Here is a 15,910-nt window from a genome sequence, read left to right as displayed (position 1 = left end):
TGACCCCTTCCAACGCTCGGCGCGACCCCGAGGTTCCGGACGGCGGCCGCTCGACGTGCCGGCGGGGAGCAGGAGGGGCTCAGGCGGGGCGCAGGCGGCGGCGCGGCGGCGCTGATCGCTTCTCCCGGCCGAGCGCACACCTCGGCGACGGGGCCACCGACGCGATAGAGTCGGCCCGGTCGGGGAGACGCTCGCGTACCCGGCTCCCGCCCGAACCCAGGAGGTCGTCATCACCGTCGCCATGAGCCCCACCAGCTGGAGCTTCGCCGAGCAGTTCGTGGCGGAGGACGACGTGCTTCTCGCCGCGCGCGCCCGCGCCGACGAGGTCGGGGTGACCCCGATCGGGTCCGGTGGCGGAGCCACGCTCCGGTTCCTGGCCGCGGTCCTGGAGGCGCGCACGGTGGTGGAGATCGGAACGGGCACGGGCGTCTCCGGGCTGTGGATGCTGCGCGGCATGCGCCCGGACGGCGTGCTCACCACCGTCGACATCGAGGCGGAGCACCAGCGGCTCGCCAAGGAGACCTTCCACGAGGGCGGCATCCCCCCACAGCGGGCGCGGACCATCAGTGGTGCGGCGCTCGACGTGCTGCCGCGGCTCACCGACGGCCACTACGACCTGGTCTTCTGCGACGGCGACAAGCGGGAGTACTCCGCCTACCTCAAGGAGGCGCTGCGCCTGCTGCGTCCCGGCGGCGTGGTGGCCTTCGACAACGCCCTGTGGCACGACCGGGTCGCGGACCCGGCGCAGCGCGACGAGGAGACCGTGGCGATCCGCGAGTTGGGCCGGCAGGTGGCCGAGCACGAGTCGCTGGTCCCGGTGCTCCTGCCGGTCGGCGACGGACTGCTGGTGGCCAAGAAGGAGTGGGCCGGCGAGGCCTGAGGCCTCCCGCCCCGCTTCACCGCTCGCTCGCCCCGCCCGCTCGGTCTGACCTGGTCGGCCGGCGCGCCCGGACGTTCAGTCCGGCGTCGCCTCGAACCCTTCCCAGCCCTCGGCGACGGCCACCACGTCGCACGGCTCGGTCAGGATCGGGGGCGAGCCCACGATCTGCGAGACCGGGGAGTCGTCGGCGCCGGCTCGGAACGACTCCTCGAAGTCGGCCCGGGCCTGGTCGTCCACGAAGACGTAGGACCCCTCGAACCACTCACCGGCCCGCATCCGCCAGGTCTTGAACCGCAGCCCCGACATGCCGGTGAACCGGGCGTGGGAGGTCTCCGCCACGTACGTCGCCAGTGCCTCCTCGACGCCGTCCGGCGCCTCGGCCAGCGACCAACGGACCGTCAGGCCCCTCACCGCGGACCAGCCGGACTCATCGCAGGCCGGCCACGGGGTCGGGGCCTGCCAGCCAGGTCAGCAGGAGCCGGGCGCCGAACCCGCTCGGGCCGGTGGTCCACTCGTAGCGCTCCTCGGGCGAGTCGCCCACGGAGGCCACGTCCAGGTGGGCCCAGGGCACGTCCCCGGCGAAGTGCTGGAGGAAGAGCGCGGCGGTGATGGCGCCCGCACCCCCGGCGGCGTTGTCGGCGTCGGCGACCTTGGAGGCGAGCTTCTCCTCGTAGTCGGCGACCAGCGGCATCCGCCACACCGGCTCCCCCGCGGTCTTCCCGGCCTCGCTGATCGCCTCGGCCAACGCGTCGTCGTTGGCGAAGAAGCCACCCGTGCGCTGGCCCAGGGCGACCTTCATCGCACCGGTCAGCGTCGCGACGTCGACGAGCACGTCCGGCTTGAGCTCGGAGACGGCGTAGGCCATGGCGTCGGCCAGCACCAGGCGGCCCTCGGCGTCGGTGTTGTTGACCTCGGAGGTGCGTCCGCCGTGGTGCACGATCACGTCGCCGGGGCGCATCGCGTTGCCGCCCACGGCGTTCTCCGCCAGCGGCACGAGGCCGGTCACCCGCACCGGGCAGTCGAGCTCGGCCAGCGCCGCCATGGTGGCGATCACCACGGCGCCTCCGGTCATGTCCCGCTTCATGGTGCTCATGCCCTGGGCGGGCTTGATGTCCAGGCCACCGGTGTCGAAGGTGATGCCCTTGCCCACCAGGACCACGTGCGGGACCTTGCCGGAGCTCTTCGCCGGCCGGTAGTCCAGGCGCACCAGCCGCGGAGGCGTGGCCGAGGCCGCGCCGACTGCGAGGATGCCGCCGAAGCCGTCCTCGGCGAGCCGCTGCTCGTCCCAGACCGTGACCTCGAGGCCGGCGGCGTCAGCCACCGCCACGGCCTGCTCGGCCATCCAGGCGGGGTTCTTGACGTTCGAGGGAACGGTGGCGAGCATCCGCGAGCGCCATCCCGCACCGCCGAGGGCCAGGGCGCGCTCCAGCTCGGGACGCCGGGAGTCGGCGTCCTGGACCCCGGCCACGACCACCTGGCGCACCGGCTGCTCCGCCGGCCCCTCGGAGCGCCAGTGGAAGCCGAAGGAGCCCAGCATCGCGCCGACGACGAACGCCTCCAGCGCGCCGTCGGGCGCGATCGCGCAGATGCTGGTGGCGACGCTGGCGCGATCCTTGACCGCCCGGGCGAGCGTGGCCCCGGCCCGGCGGAAGTCGGTGACCGACTGGTCCCCCAGGCCCACGAGCAGGACCAGGCGGACGTCGCCCGCCGCGACAGGCACGACGGTGAGCTCGCCGGTGCGCCCCGTGGCGCGCGCGGACTCGAGCACCTCGAGGAGGTCGAGACCCAGCGTCCCACCGGCCTCGTCGGCGCCGGGGCCGAGCACCACCGCTCCGTCCTCCCCGGGCAGCACCGGGAAGGCCCAGCACTCCACTCCCCCGATCTCGTGGGGGGCGTGCTCGGAGAGCGCGAACTCAGGCGGCGAGACCTGGGCGGGCAGGGCGGCGGGAGTCGTGGTGGCCACGATCAGCCGACGACGTCCTTGAGGGCGTCACCGAGGGCGCCGGCCTCCTCGGCGTTCAGCTCCACCACGAGGCGTCCCCCGCCCTCGAGAGGCACGCGCATGACGATGCCGCGCCCCTCCTTGGTGACCTCAAGCGGTCCGTCGCCCGTCCTCGGCTTCATGGCCGCCATGAGCGCACCTCTGCTTCCCTTTGATCGCGCGGCCGCGAGGCCGCAAAGTTCCGTGACAGTCCATTATCCCCTATCCGGACGGTGACCGGCACCACAGGTCGCCAGACACGATCCTCGGGCAGTGTAAGACTGCGTGGATGCGCGCCCGATCCGCCCTCTTCGACGTGTACGGAGATCTCCTGCCGACCCGCGACGACCGCGCCACGGTCGCCGGTCTGGTCCGGCTGCTGCAACCGGTCGGCATCGCGGCCCCCGCGGTGCGCACCGCGATCTCCCGGATGGTGACCCAGGGCTGGCTGGAGCCGGTGCTGCTGGAGGAGGGGCGCGGCTACGCCGCCACCGAGCAGGCGGTACGACGCCTGGCTCGCGCCGCCCAGCGCATCTACCGCGTCCACCCTCGCCAGTGGGACGGACGCTGGCAGCTGGTCCTGGTCTCCGGTCCCAGCAGCCGGACCCAGCGGGCGCGGCTCCAGCGCGAGCTCGGCTACCTCGGCTACGCAGAGCTGCGCCCGTACAGCTGGCTCAGCCCACACCCCCACGAGGAGCTCGCCGAGGTGCTGGAGCGGTGCGAGACCGAGGCGGTCTTCGCCTCCGTCGCCACCTTCGACCCCCCGGAGACCCCCTTGGGCTGCTGGGACCTGGACGGGCTCGCGCGGGCCTACGAGGAGTGGATGGCGTCGGCGACCGAGTCGGTCGGTCGGCACCTGTCCCTGCACGCCGACCCCGACGAGGGCGCGTTCGCGGCTCGGTTCCACCTCGTGCACGAGTGGCGCAAGTTCCTCTTCGCCGACCCCGGGCTCCCCGGTGAGCTGCTGCCCTCGGACTGGCCCGGGCATCGCGCCGCCCGATTCTTCGCCGACGAGGCGGAGCGGCTGCGCGCCCCGTCCGAGAGGTTCGTGGCCCGCGCCCTCGCCCGGCCCGAGCCGGAGCTGACCCCCGAGCCCTGACCCCCGAGCCCTGACCCCCGAGCACTGACCCCGAGCACTGGCCCTATGAGCACTGGCCCACGAGCGCTGACCCGTGGGGGGTGACGCACGGGCGTCGGAGTGGGCAGACTGTCCCGATGGCTGACTCGGTGCTGCTGGACACGCGCGACGGCGTCGCGACCCTCACGCTCAACCGTCCGGAGGCGATGAACAGCCTCGACGTGGAGACCAAGGAGCGCCTGCGCGACCTGGTCGTGCAGGTCGCGCGAGCTCCCGAGGTCCGGGCGGTGCTGCTGACCGGCGCGGGGCCGGCGTTCTCGGTCGGGCAGGACCTCGACGAGCACGTGACGCTGCTCCGTCAGCACGAGGCCGAACAGGTCTTCGAGACCGTCGAGCGTCACTACAACCCGATCATCGAGACCCTCGCCACCATGGACAAGCCGGTGGTCTGCGCGGTCAACGGGATGGCGGCCGGGGCCGGCGCCTCGTTGGCCCTGGCCTGCGACCTGCGGATCATGGCGCAGGGCGCCGCCTTCAACTTCGCCTTCACCCGCGTGGGCCTCTCCTGCGACAGCGGGGTCAGTTGGACGCTCCCCCGGTTGGTCGGGCCGGAGCGGGCGTTGGAGCTGCTCTACCTGCACGAGACCGTGCGCGCCGACGACGCCGTCCGTCTGGGGCTGGCGAGCCGCGTGGTGGCCGACGACGAGCTGGGGAGCGTGGCGAGCGAGCTGGCCGCCCGGCTCGCCCAGGGGCCGACCGTCGCCCTGGGGGCGATCCGTCGCTCGCTGGCGTACGCCGCGGAGCACACCCTGCCCGACACTCTCGCCTTCGAGGGACAGATGATGCGGCTCAGCGGCGGCACCGCGGACCACCTCGCAGCGGTCGAGTCGTTCCTCGCCAAGCAGCGACCGGTCTTCCGCGGCCGCTGACCGGCCACCCTCGCGCAGCTACCGCCGGCCCGTACGCCGGCCACCGAGCGCGCCCACCAGCTGGCGGGGCGCCCGGGTCCGCATCCGGTGCCGGGCCGGGTGGGCTCCGTACTCGACCGTGAGCGCCGCACCGCCGAAGCGCGCGTTGAACCAGCCGGTCATGGTGCCGTGGCACACCCCGCCACAGTCCAGTCGGGTGGGCGGCAGCCGGAGCGCACGTGCCAGGCGACGGGCGAACCGGGCGTCCTTGGTGTCGGTGTCCACGCCGTGCAGCGGCTGGTGGAAGCTGACCACCCGGCTCGGCCGCACCTGGCGCAGGAAGCGCATCACGGCGCGCGTCTCGGGCTCGCTGGCCGGGCGCGGACCGGACTCGTAGCGCCCATCGAGCTCGGCCCAGGAGTGCGGGAAGTTGCGGTTGAGGTCCACCCCCCGGGCGTTGTACCGGGTGCCACGCGCCAGGCCGTCGGGATTCACCACGGGGACCACCCACAGGTCGATCCCGGTCACCGGCCGGCCGTCCCGCAGGCTGGTCAGGATCGACCGGGTCGTCGGCTCGTCGCCGTGCATCGTGGAGAGCAGCACCACCGGTCGCCCCGCGGGCTCCCCGAGCCGCCAGGCGAAGATCGGCCGTCCGGCACGCGAGCGCCCGATCACCCGGCGCTCGTACGCCGCGGTGGGCCTCCCGGCTCCGACCGAGCCCGCGCGGCTGGTCGGAGTCTGCCCGGACGCACCCACGCCCGCCTCGGCAGCAGCCGAGACGGGCGTGGGAAGGAACGGGGTGGAGCCGGGGCCGACCGCCAGGCCGACCGCGAGGAACACGGTCAGCATGCCTCCGGACGAGCCCGTCACGAGGCGGGCCACCAGGCCCGTCCCAGCACCGCGACCAGGCCGCGGCGACGTAGGTCCGGAGGCGCGGTCACGCCGCCGTGAGGTAGTAGAAGGTGAAGACGAAGACGCCGATCAGCAGGCCGCCGTGCGCGAGGACGGAGAGGCCGGGGCCTTCGCTCCAGCTGTCCTCCTCGACGTTGGTGGCGTGTCGTCCACGCGAGGGAAGCCAACGGATCAGCAGGGACAGGCCCGCGAGGCAGGTGACCCACCACAGGGCCAGCGCGATGATGCCGGCGACGTCACCCCCCGTCAGCGAGTCGTTCGGCGTCAGCAGCCACGCCACCCAGAGGGCGAACGCGGGCAGGCCGATGAACGTGTGCACATTGAGGGCTGGCTTGTTGACCTTCATCGGTCCCTCGGTCTCGTCCTTGCCCAGGCGCACCCGGGTCAGCAGGATGACAACGAGGGCCAGACCGGTCAGGACCCAGACGATGATCTCTTTCGACTCCACGCAGGGAAGTGTGCACCAGAGACCTGGATCACGCTATGGAAACACCCTATTCCGGCGATGTCGCCGCCTGCTCCGCCTGGTCCGGCGGGGGTGCGTCGGGCTCGCTCGTGCGCTCCAGCTGGTCGGCGAGCCGGTCCAGCAACGCGTCGACGTCGGCCATCCGGTAGCCGCGGACCGCGAGCGGGAAGCGGACCCGGCGCAGGTCCGCCCCGCCCAGGTCTCCCTCGGGCAGCCGCGACCTGACCCGGTCCCGCTCGGGCTCGGTCCAGCTCCCGGTCCGACCGGCGGCGACGGCCGCCACACCTCCGAGGACGACCACCAGCAGGACCGCGATCCACCACGTCATCTCAGCGTCCTCCTCGTCGACGGTTCCTCGTCATGCCTCACGGCGTCTCGTCCGTTCGCGGCTCGGGGTCGTGCCCGTCGCGCGCCGCGACCATCATGGCCACCGCCTCGTCCACGTCGTCGGTGAGCGTGATCATGTCCAGGTCGGGGGCCGAGATCTTGCCCTCGGCGAGCACGGTCCCGCGCATCCAGTCCAGCAGCCCCGACCAGTAGTCCACGCCCAGCAGCACCACCGGGAACGAGGTCACCTTCTGGGTCTGGACCAGGGTGAGCGCCTCGAAGAGCTCGTCGAAGGTGCCCAGCCCGCCCGGCAGGACGACGTACCCCTGGGAGTACTTGGCGAACATCATCTTGCGGGCGAAGAAGTAGCGGAAGTTGATGCCCATGTCGACCCACGGGTTGAGCCCCGCCTCGAAGGGCAGCTCGATGCCCAGACCCACGCTCACGCCGCCGGCCTCGCTGGCGCCCTTGTTGGCGCCCTCCATGGCCCCCGGGCCGCCGCCGGTGATCACCGCGAAGCCGGCCTCGGTCAGCCCGCGGCCCAGCGCTTCGGCCAGCGCGTAGTAGCGGTGCTCCGGCGCGGTGCGGGCGGAGCCGAAGACCGCGATCGCGGGCCCCAGCTCGGCCAGGGCGTTGAAGCCCTCGACGAACTCGGCGGTGATCTTCATGACCCGCCACGGATCGGTGTGCACCCAGTCCGACGGGCCCCGGGAGTCCAGCAGCCGCTGGTCGGTGGTCGTGTTCTCCACCTGCTGACGGCGCATCCGCACCGGCCCCTTGAACTGGTCCCTCATGCGTCTGCCTCCAGCCAGGCTCGCAGCTGCTCCTCGCAGCGCAGGATGTCGGTCACCGGCACCTGCTCGTCCTGCTTGTGCGCGAACAGCGGGTCGCCCGGGCCGTAGTTGACCGCCGGCACGCCCAGCGCGCTGAACCGCGCCACGTCGGTCCAGCCGAACTTGGGTGCCACCTCGCCGCCGACCGCGTCGACGAAGGCCCGGGCCGCCGGCCGGTCCAGGCCCGGCAGCGCCCCCGGAGCCAGGTCGGTGACCTGGAGCTCGAAGCCGTCGAAGAACTCGGTCACGTAGGCGACGGCCTCCTCGGGCGAGCGGTCCGGGGCGTAGCGGTAGTTGACCTCGACGACGCACTCGTCGGGGACCACGTTGCCGGCCACTCCCCCGTGGATCCGGACGGCGTTGAGCCCCTCGTGGTAGGTCAGGCCGTCGATCACCGGCTGGCGCGGCTGATAGGCGGCGAGCCGCGCCAGCACCTCGTGGACGGCGTGGATGGCGTTCACCCCGCGCCAGCTGCGCGCGGAGTGGGCACGCTCGCCGTGGGTGCGCACCTCGACCCGCAGGGTGCCCTGGCACCCAGCCTCGACCGAGGCGTTGGACGGTTCCATCAGGATCGCGAAGTCCGCCTTCATCAGCTCGGGGTCGCTCTCGGCGAGCAGCCGCAGCCCGTTGTGGACGTCGGCGACCTCCTCGGCCTCGTAGAAGATGAAGGTGAGGTCGCGGCGCGGCTCGGGCACAGTCGCAGCGAGCCGGAGCATCACGGCGTCCCCGCCCTTCATGTCGCACGTCCCCAGACCGTGCAGGATGCCGTCCTCCAGCCGGGCCGGCAGGTTGTCGTTGACGGGCACCGTGTCGAGGTGCCCGGCCAGCACGACCCGCTCCTCGCGGCCCAGCTCGGTGCGAGCCACCAGCGTGTGGCCGCGCCGAACGACCTGGAGGTGCGGGAGGGCGCGTAGCGCCTGCTCCACGGCGTCCGCGATCCGCGCCTCGTCGTGACTCACCGACTCGATGTTGACGAGCTGCTCGGTGAGCGCCACGGCGTCGAGGCTCAGGTCGAGGACGGGTACGGCGCGTGCGTCGGACATGCGCCCCATCCAACCACCCGCGCGGGCGGGCACGCCGGACCCGCCCACGGGCCAGCGGCCGAAGCCACGACTGCGTGCCGCGTGGTCAACCGATCGGTGGACACCGAGCACCACCGGTCGCCGGATGCGCGGCGACCTGCGTCGGTCCAGGATTGGGGTCATGTTCCAGGACGAGACAGCGGCGGTGCAGGTCAGCGACCTGCGCAAGGCCTACGGCGACAGGACCGCGGTGGACGGCATCAGCCTCGAGGTGCGCCCCGGGGAGGTGTTCGGCATCCTCGGCCCCAACGGCGCCGGCAAGACGACGACGGTCGAGTGCGTGGCGGGCCTGCGCACCGGCGACTCCGGCAGCGTCCGGGTGCACGGGCTGGACCCCTGGACCCAGCGGGCGGAGGTGACCCGGATCGTCGGCGTCCAGCTGCAGGAGAGCAGGCTCCAGGACAAGATCACGGTCCGCGAGGCGCTCGAGCTCTGGTCGGAGTTCTACGACGACCCCGTGCCCTGGCAGGGCCTGGTCGAGCGACTGGGGCTGACCGACCACGTCGACGCGCGCTTCGCCAAGCTCAGCGGCGGCCAGCAGCAGCGCCTCTCCATCGCCCTCGCCCTGGTCGGGCGGCCTCGGGTCGCGATCCTGGACGAGCTCACGACCGGGCTGGACCCACGGGCCCGCCACGACGTCTGGCAGCTCGTCCGCGACCTGCGCGAGACCGGCGTGACCGTGCTCCTGGTGACCCACCTGATGGAGGAGGCCCAGGCCCTGTGCGACCGGATCGCGATCATCGCCGACGGACGGATCCGCGCCCTGGACACCCCCGACGGGCTGATCCGCCGAGCCTCCCGGGCCACGGTCACCTCGTTCGTCCCCAGCGACACCGTCGACCTGACCGCCCTGGGCGGGCTGGACGGCGTCTCGACGGCCCGCGCCGACGTCGGCCGGGTGGTGGTCGAGGGCAGCGAGGACGCGGCCGTGGCCGTGCTGGCCTGGCTGGCCGCCCAGGACGTCGTCCCCCATCGCCTCCGAGTGGCCGACGGCTCCCTCGACACCGCCTACCTCGACCTCACCGGCGACCCGGCCGACCAGCCTCAGGAGATCGCATGACCACCCCGACCCGCGCCGTCCTGCGCACCGAGGCCCGGCTCTTCGCCCGCGAGCCCGGCTCGCTCTTCTGGATCATGCTCTTCCCCGTCGCCCTGCTCTGCATCCTGGGCGCTGTCCCGAGCTTCCGCGACCCTCAGCCGGAGCTGGGCGGGCTACGGACCATCGACCTGTACATCCCGGTCACGGTGCTGCTCTCGATGATCATGGCGGCCCTGATGGCGATGCCACCGGTGCTCATGGGCTACCGGGAGCGCGGCATCCTGCGTCGGCTGCGCACCACCCCGGTCTCCCCCGGGACGGTGCTGCTCACCCAGGCGGCGCTGCACGCCGCGGCGGTGCTGGTCTCCCTCGTGCTGCTGCTGGCGGTGGGCCGGCTCGCCTTCGACATCGCGCTGCCCGGCTCGGTGCTGGGGTACGCCGTCGCGCTGCTCCTGGCCATGGCCGCCGCCTTCAGCATGGGAGCGGTGGTCGCCGCCGTCTCCCCCAACGTCCGGGTCGGCACCGCGATCGGGATGGTCTTCTTCTTCCCCTCCATGTTCACCGCCGGGGTCTGGTTCCCCGTGCAGGCGATGGGAGGCCTGCTCCGGGACGCGGTCGTGCTCACCCCGCTCGGCGCAGCCTCGGAGGCGCTGCACACGGCCGGCACCGGCAGCTTCCCGGGCGCGGTGGACCTCGTCGTCGTCGCCGTGTGGACCGCCGGCCTGGCGTTGCTGGCCGTCCGCGCCTTCCGCTGGGACTGAGCGCGGGCGATGCGCCGGACCGAGGCCAGGGGCCCAGCAGACGGTGAGCAGAGGGCCAGCATGGAGCGCCCGCGAGATGAGAAGGTGACCCGGTGAGCACGCCCCAGGCCCCGCCACCGGTCCCGGACGCCTGGGAGCCCCGCGACCACTGGCAGCGCCTCCTGCCCCTGCTCCTGCTCGGTCTCGGCGCCGCGGGTGCGACGTTCGTGCACGGGAGCCTGGACACGACGTGGGTCAGCCTGCCCGTGGCCCTGGCCGTCGCAGCGGCCACCGCCGCCTGGATCGCCCTGTTCACCTTCGTCGTGCCGCCGACGCCACGACGGCTCCAGGTCATGTACGTCGTCCGTACGGCGCTGGCCTTCCTGCTCGCCTCGTTCAACCCGCTCTTCGCGATCTTCGCGTTCGTCGGCTACCTCGACGTCTTCGACCTCTTTCGGCGCCGTGCCGCCTTCGCCGGCGTGGCGGCGACCGCGCTGACCAATGCCGGGGCCCAGGCCGGCGGGTTCCCGCCCCGGGGGGCCGAGCAGGGAGCCATCTTCGTGATCCTGGTGGCCGTCAACCTCGGTCTCGCGCTCTTCTTCACGCTGCTGCACCGGCGCATGGAGGAGGTCAGCGCCGAGCGCGCGACCACCAACACCGAGCTCGCCCAGGTCAACCAGGAGCTGGCGCGCACACTGGCCAGCAACCACGCGCTGCAGGAGCAGGTGGTCGCCCAGGCCCGGGCTGCCGGGGTCCAGGAGGAGCGGCAACGGCTCGCCCTGGAGATCCACGACACCCTGGCCCAGAGCCTCGCGGGGGTGGTGGCCCAGCTGCAGGCCAGCCAGGACGAGCCCGACGCCGCCGTCCGCCGCGAGCGGGTGGAGCGCGCCACGGTCCTGGCCCGGGGTGCGCTGGCGGAGGCCCGGCGCTCCGTGCTCGACCTGGGGCCCGGAGCCCTGGTCCAGACATCGCTGCCGGACGCGCTGGCGGCCCTGGTCACCGAGTGGGGGGCGCAGCAGCAGACGAAGGCCGACCTGGTCATCACCGGCGAGGCGCGACCGCTGCACGAGGAGGTGCAGGCGACCGTGGTCCGGGTGACGCAGGAGGCGCTGGCCAACGTGGCCGCGCACGCCCGAGCCGACCGGGTGGGCGTCACACTGACCCACGCCGAGGACGAGGTGATCCTCGACGTGCGGGACGACGGGGTCGGCTTCCGTCCCGACGAGGTGGGTCCTGGGTTCGGGCTGCGCGGCATGCGTCAGCGCGCGGAGCGACTGGCCGGGGTCCTCGACCTAGAGTCGGAGCCGGGACGCGGCACGGCGATCTCCGTCCGGCTCCCCGCCCTGGAACCGGGTGCCTCATGACCAGGATCCTGGTCGTGGACGATCACCCCGTGGTCCGCGACGGCATCTGCAGCCTCCTGGGGGCGGTTCCCGGCTTCGAGGTCGTCGGGGATGCGGACAGCGGACCCGCGGCGGTCGCCCGAGCGCGCGAGCTCGATCCGGACGTGGTGGTGATGGACCTGCGGATGCCCGGCGGTGGGGGCGTCGAGGCCCTCCGCGAGATCCGCCGGTTCGGGCTACGCGCCCAGGTGCTGGTGCTCACCACCTACGACACCGACTCCGACACGGTGGCGGCGATCGAGGCAGGGGCCAGCGGCTACCTGCTCAAGGACTCCCCCACCGAGGCTCTGGTCGCCGGTGTGCGCGCCACTGCGGCGGGAGAGACGGTGCTCTCGCCCACCGTGATGGCCCGGCTTGCCTCCCACGTACGCTCGCCCGCCCGTTCCGGCGCCCTGACCGCGCGGGAACGCGAGGTCCTGGTGCTGGTGGCTCGAGGCCGATCCAACCGGCTGGTGGCCGAGGAGCTGTTCGTCAGCGAGGCCACCGTCAAGACCCACCTGGTCCGGATCTACGAGAAGCTCGGCGTCACCGACCGCGCCGCAGCCGTGGCCGCCGGCTACCAGCGCGGCATCCTGGGCTAGCAGACCCTGGGACCCAGCTCGTACCTCCGTCACAGCCACCCGAAAGGGTCGTGAAATGCGAAGAGGGACCGCCCGGTGGGCGGTCCCTCTTCTAAGTGTTGTCCGGCGGCGTCCTACTCTCCCACAACCTCTCGGTTGCAGTACCATCGGCGCTGAAAGGCTTAACTTCCGGGTTCGGGATGGGACCGGGTGTTTCCCTTTCGCTATGGCCGCCGTAACTCTTGTGGTCTCCCACCCGCAACCCCACCCCACGTGTGTGGGTTGGGTGCTGGGCGGGGCCAAGCTCATTGTTGTGTTGTGTGTTCGCAGAAACCATCTACCCCACCTTGTGGTGGTGGTTTGTTGGTTGGGAACTGGTTAGTGGACGCGGGCAGCTTGTGCTCTTTTGTTGTGCGCAGTGGTGCTTGTCACCGTTGAGTGGTTTTGTACGGTGTTGGGACAAGCCCTCGGCCTATTAGTACCGGTCGGCTAGGCATTACTGCTGTACACCTCCGGCCTATCAACCCAGTGTTCTGCTGGGGGCCTTACCCACTTACGTGGTGGGAAACCTCATCTTGAAACGTGCTTCCCGCTTAGATGCATTCAGCGGTTATCACTTCCGAACGTAGCCAACCAGCCGTGCCCCTGGCGGGACAACTGGCACACCAGAGGTTCGTCCATCCCGGTCCTCTCGTACTAGGGACAGCCTTTCTCAAGTTTCCTGCGCGCGCGGCGGATAGGGACCGAACTGTCTCACGACGTTCTAAACCCAGCTCGCGTGCCGCTTTAATGGGCGAACAGCCCAACCCTTGGGACCTGCTCCAGCCCCAGGATGCGACGAGCCGACATCGAGGTGCCAAACCATCCCGTCGATATGGACTCTTGGGGAAGATCAGCCTGTTATCCCCGGGGTACCTTTTATCCGTTGAGCGACGCCGCTTCCACATGCTGGCGCCGGATCACTAGTTCCGACTTTCGTCCCTGCTCGACATGTCTGTCTCACAGTCAAGCTCCCTTGTGCACTTACACTCGCCACCTGATTGCCAACCAGGCTGAGGGAACCTTTGAGCGCCTCCGTTACATTTTAGGAGGCAACCGCCCCAGTTAAACTACCCATCAGGCACTGTCCCTGATCCGGATTACGGACCTAGGTTAGACATCTAGTACGACCAGAGTGGTATTTCAACGATGACTCCCCGACCACTGGCGTGGCCGGTTCACAGTCTCCCACCTATCCTACACAAGCCGAACCAAACACCAATACCAAACTATAGTAAAGGTCCCGGGGTCTTTCCGTCCTGCCGCGCGTAACGAGCATCTTTACTCGTAGTGCAATTTCGCCGAGTCCATGGTTGAGACAGCGCCCAAGTCGTTACTCCATTCGTGCAGGTCGGAACTTACCCGACAAGGAATTTCGCTACCTTAGGATGGTTATAGTTACCACCGCCGTTTACTGGGGCTTAAGTTCTCAGCTTCGAGGATTGCTCCTCTAACCGGTCCCCTTAACCTTCCAGCACCGGGCAGGAGTCAGTCCGTATACATCGTCTTACAACTTCGCACGGACCTGTGTTTTTAGTAAACAGTCGCTTGGGCCTGGTCTCTGCGGCCATCACCGCTTCCCCACGAAAAGTGGTTCACGGATCCGGCCCCCCTTCTCCCGAAGTTACGGGGGCATTTTGCCGAGTTCCTTAACCATGGTTGTCTCGATCGCCTTGGTATTCTCTACCTGATCACCTGAGTCGGTTTGGGGTACGGGCGGCGCATAGCTCGCTAGAGGTTTTTCTCGACAGCATAGGATCATCCACTTCCCCCATACGGGGTCCCCATCAGGTCTCAGACACATGAGCGGCGGATTTGCCTGTCCGCTCGTCCTACACCCTTAGCCGTGGACTACCATCGCCACGGTTGGACTACCTTCCTGCGTCACCCCATCGCTTGACTACTACCAGCTCGGGTCCCACGCTCTGCCACATCGCCTCGCCCCGAAGGGTCCGGTCAACATGGTTTCGGATGGTTAGCATCACCAGGTTCGTCATGGGCGCTACTTTGCCGGTACGGGAATATCAACCCGTTGTCCATCGACTACGCCTGTCGGCCTCGCCTTAGGTCCCGACTTACCCAGGGCAGATTAGCTTGACCCTGGAACCCTTGATCATTCGGCGGAAGAGTTTCTCGCTCTTCATTCGCTACTCATGCCTGCATTCTCACTCGTGTAGGCTCCACAACTAGATCACTCTGCTGCTTCACTGCCCACACGACGCTCCCCTACCCATCCACACACCTGAACCAACACCCGAAGATGCGGCTTAGCTAACGTATGAATGCCATAGCTTCGGCGGATGACTTGAGCCCCGCTACATTGTCGGCGCGGAATCACTTGACCAGTGAGCTATTACGCACTCTTTCAAGGGTGGCTGCTTCCAAGCCAACCTCCTGGTTGTCAATGCGACTCCACATCCTTTTCCACTTAGTCACCGCTTAGGGGCCTTAGCTGATGGTCTGGGCTGTTTCCCTCTCGACTACGGAGCTTATCCCCCGCAGTCTCACTGCCGCGCTCTCACTTACCGGCATTCGGAGTTTGGTTAACGTCAGTAACCTTGTAGGGCCCATTAGCTATCCAGTGCTCTACCTCCGGCAAGAAACACGCGACGCTGCACCTAAATGCATTTCGGGGAGAACCAGCTATCACGGAGTTTGATTGGCCTTTCACCCCTATCCACAGGTCATCCCCTCAGTTTTCAACCTAAGTGGGTTCGGTCCTCCACGCGGTCTTACCCGCGCTTCAACCTGCCCATGGATAGATCACTCCGCTTCGGGTCTTGATCGCGCTACTGAAACGCCCTATTCGGACTCGCTTTCGCTACGGCTTCCCCACACGGGTTAACCTCGCAACACAACGCAAACTCGCAGGCTCATTCTTCAAAAGGCACGCCGTCACAACCCACAAGGGATCGCTCCGACGGATTGTAGGCACACGGTTTCAGGTACTATTTCACTCCCCGCCAGGGGTACTTTTCACCTTTCCCTCACGGTACTTGTCCGCTATCGGTCACCAAGGAGTATTTAGGCTTAACGGGTGGTCCCGCCAGATTCACACGGAATTTCAGGGGTTCCGTGTTACTTGGGGTCACGCTCCAGAGTCTGCAGCTTACGTCTACGGGGCTATCACCCTCTACGGCCCGGCTTCCCAACCGGCTTCGACTTCACTGAAGATTTCTTACTCTGTACCAGACCGGCAGATCTGATAGAACGGCCCCACAACCCCACACCTGCAACCCCTGCCGGGTATCACACAGGCATGGTTTGGCCTCATCCGATTTCGCTCGCCACTACTCTCGGAATCACTGTTGTTTTCTCTTCCTGAGGGTACTGAGATGTTTCACTTCCCCTCGTTCCCTCCACTCACCCTATGTGTTCAGGTGAGGGTAACTGGACATGACTCCAGCTGGGTTTCCCCATTCGGACACCCCCGGATCACAGCTTGGTTGCCAACTCCCCGGGGCTTATCGCAGGCTCCTACGTCCTTCATCGGCTCTTGGTGCCAAGGCATCCACCATGTGCCCTTCATAGCTTGTCTCAACAACGTCAAAACAACTCAACTACAAAGACCACTGCCACCCACCCCAATCAAAGGCAGGCAGCACAAAAAATCACACAGACACCCACACCACACACCCCAACACAGCACACCAACCCACCCC

The 15,910-nt window shown here is 69.2% G+C and carries 15 protein-coding genes and 2 rRNA genes; 7 read left to right on the top strand and 10 right to left on the bottom strand.

All coding sequences use genetic code 11. From position 1 onward, the window contains the following. The first annotated feature begins 241 nt into the window (after positions 1 to 241). Positions 242 to 880 carry an O-methyltransferase gene (locus tag H8838_RS05860; protein WP_181310240.1) on the top strand — a complete coding sequence of 213 codons (639 nt, stop codon included), beginning with the start codon at positions 242 to 244 and terminating at the stop codon, positions 878 to 880. A gap of 75 nt (positions 881 to 955) precedes the next feature. Here the strand turns inward: H8838_RS05860 and H8838_RS05855 are convergent, their stop codons facing one another. From H8838_RS05855 to H8838_RS05845, 3 genes are read right to left on the bottom strand one after another with little or no spacing between them, the layout of a single operon-like run. Further along, positions 956 to 1,291: a hypothetical protein gene (locus H8838_RS05855; RefSeq protein ID WP_185995132.1), complete on the bottom strand. Its 336-nt coding sequence runs from the start codon at positions 1,289 to 1,291 to the stop codon at positions 956 to 958. A 16-nt stretch (positions 1,292 to 1,307) separates the two neighbouring features. Continuing rightward, on the bottom strand, positions 1,308 to 2,843 hold the full coding sequence (locus tag H8838_RS05850; RefSeq protein ID WP_185995133.1) for a leucyl aminopeptidase: 1,536 nt from the start codon (positions 2,841 to 2,843) through the stop codon (positions 1,308 to 1,310). A gap of 2 nt (positions 2,844 to 2,845) precedes the next feature. Beyond that, positions 2,846 to 3,013, bottom strand: a complete 168-nt coding sequence (locus H8838_RS05845) for a DUF3117 domain-containing protein (protein WP_082574674.1) — start codon at positions 3,011 to 3,013, stop codon at positions 2,846 to 2,848. Between the two features lie 137 nt (positions 3,014 to 3,150). Here H8838_RS05845 and H8838_RS05840 point away from each other — a divergent pair, with 137 nt between their 5' ends. After that, positions 3,151 to 3,960, top strand: coding sequence for a PaaX family transcriptional regulator (locus tag H8838_RS05840; RefSeq protein WP_185995134.1), 810 nt, complete (start codon positions 3,151 to 3,153; stop codon positions 3,958 to 3,960). Positions 3,961 to 4,076: 116 nt separating this feature from the next. Then, positions 4,077 to 4,868 (top strand): enoyl-CoA hydratase/isomerase family protein, encoded by a 792-nt coding sequence (locus tag H8838_RS05835; RefSeq protein WP_181310236.1) that lies wholly within the window; start codon positions 4,077 to 4,079, stop codon positions 4,866 to 4,868. An 18-nt stretch (positions 4,869 to 4,886) separates the two neighbouring features. Here the strand turns inward: H8838_RS05835 and H8838_RS05830 are convergent, their stop codons facing one another. Genes H8838_RS05830 through dapE form a run of 5 tightly spaced genes read right to left on the bottom strand, consistent with a single transcriptional unit; the run spans position 4,887 to position 8,428 of the window. Further along, positions 4,887 to 5,729 carry a M14 family zinc carboxypeptidase gene (locus H8838_RS05830; protein ID WP_191465652.1) on the bottom strand — a complete coding sequence of 281 codons (843 nt, stop codon included), beginning with the start codon at positions 5,727 to 5,729 and terminating at the stop codon, positions 4,887 to 4,889. Between the two features lie 55 nt (positions 5,730 to 5,784). Then, a complete protein-coding gene (locus H8838_RS05825; protein ID WP_181310233.1) occupies positions 5,785 to 6,207 on the bottom strand; it encodes a hypothetical protein in 423 nt (140 codons plus the stop codon). Positions 6,208 to 6,253: 46 nt separating this feature from the next. After that, on the bottom strand, positions 6,254 to 6,553 hold the full coding sequence (locus H8838_RS05820; RefSeq protein ID WP_185995136.1) for a DivIVA domain-containing protein: 300 nt from the start codon (positions 6,551 to 6,553) through the stop codon (positions 6,254 to 6,256). A gap of 37 nt (positions 6,554 to 6,590) precedes the next feature. After that, positions 6,591 to 7,346, bottom strand: a complete 756-nt coding sequence (locus H8838_RS05815; protein WP_224766414.1) for an LOG family protein — start codon at positions 7,344 to 7,346, stop codon at positions 6,591 to 6,593. Continuing rightward, positions 7,343 to 8,428 (bottom strand): succinyl-diaminopimelate desuccinylase, encoded by a 1,086-nt coding sequence (gene dapE / locus H8838_RS05810; RefSeq protein ID WP_224766413.1) that lies wholly within the window; start codon positions 8,426 to 8,428, stop codon positions 7,343 to 7,345. Before dapE ends, H8838_RS05815 begins: the two co-directional genes overlap by 4 nt. Before the next feature lie 160 nt (positions 8,429 to 8,588). Here dapE and H8838_RS05805 point away from each other — a divergent pair, with 160 nt between their 5' ends. The 4 genes from H8838_RS05805 (at position 8,589) to H8838_RS05790 (ending at position 12,230) form a co-directional block, all read left to right on the top strand. Further along, the gene (locus H8838_RS05805; protein WP_185995138.1) at positions 8,589 to 9,527 is read left to right on the top strand and encodes an ABC transporter ATP-binding protein; all 939 of its coding nucleotides are present in this window, start codon (positions 8,589 to 8,591) and stop codon (positions 9,525 to 9,527) included. Continuing rightward, positions 9,524 to 10,267: an ABC transporter permease gene (locus H8838_RS05800; RefSeq protein WP_185995139.1), complete on the top strand. Its 744-nt coding sequence runs from the start codon at positions 9,524 to 9,526 to the stop codon at positions 10,265 to 10,267. The genes H8838_RS05805 and H8838_RS05800 overlap by 4 nt, the downstream gene beginning before the upstream one ends. Before the next feature lie 92 nt (positions 10,268 to 10,359). Beyond that, positions 10,360 to 11,610 (top strand): sensor histidine kinase, encoded by a 1,251-nt coding sequence (locus H8838_RS05795; protein ID WP_185995140.1) that lies wholly within the window; start codon positions 10,360 to 10,362, stop codon positions 11,608 to 11,610. Positions 11,611 to 11,624: 14 nt separating this feature from the next. Then, positions 11,625 to 12,230 carry a response regulator transcription factor gene (locus H8838_RS05790; RefSeq protein WP_317983795.1) on the top strand — a complete coding sequence of 202 codons (606 nt, stop codon included), beginning with the start codon at positions 11,625 to 11,627 and terminating at the stop codon, positions 12,228 to 12,230. Between the two features lie 100 nt (positions 12,231 to 12,330). Here H8838_RS05790 and rrf read toward each other — a convergent pair. Both rrf and H8838_RS05780 read right to left on the bottom strand, forming a co-directional pair. After that, positions 12,331 to 12,447: ribosomal RNA gene (gene rrf, locus H8838_RS05785) — 5S ribosomal RNA — on the bottom strand. A 217-nt stretch (positions 12,448 to 12,664) separates the two neighbouring features. Then, a 23S ribosomal RNA gene (locus H8838_RS05780) occupies positions 12,665 to 15,786 on the bottom strand. Positions 15,787 to 15,910 lie beyond the last annotated feature (124 nt).

Origin of the sequence: Nocardioides campestrisoli (assembly GCF_013624435.2) — a bacterium.
In the GTDB taxonomy this organism is placed as follows: Bacteria; Actinomycetota; Actinomycetes; order Propionibacteriales; family Nocardioidaceae; genus Nocardioides; species Nocardioides campestrisoli.
This window is presented reverse-complemented; position numbering and strand designations above follow the sequence as displayed.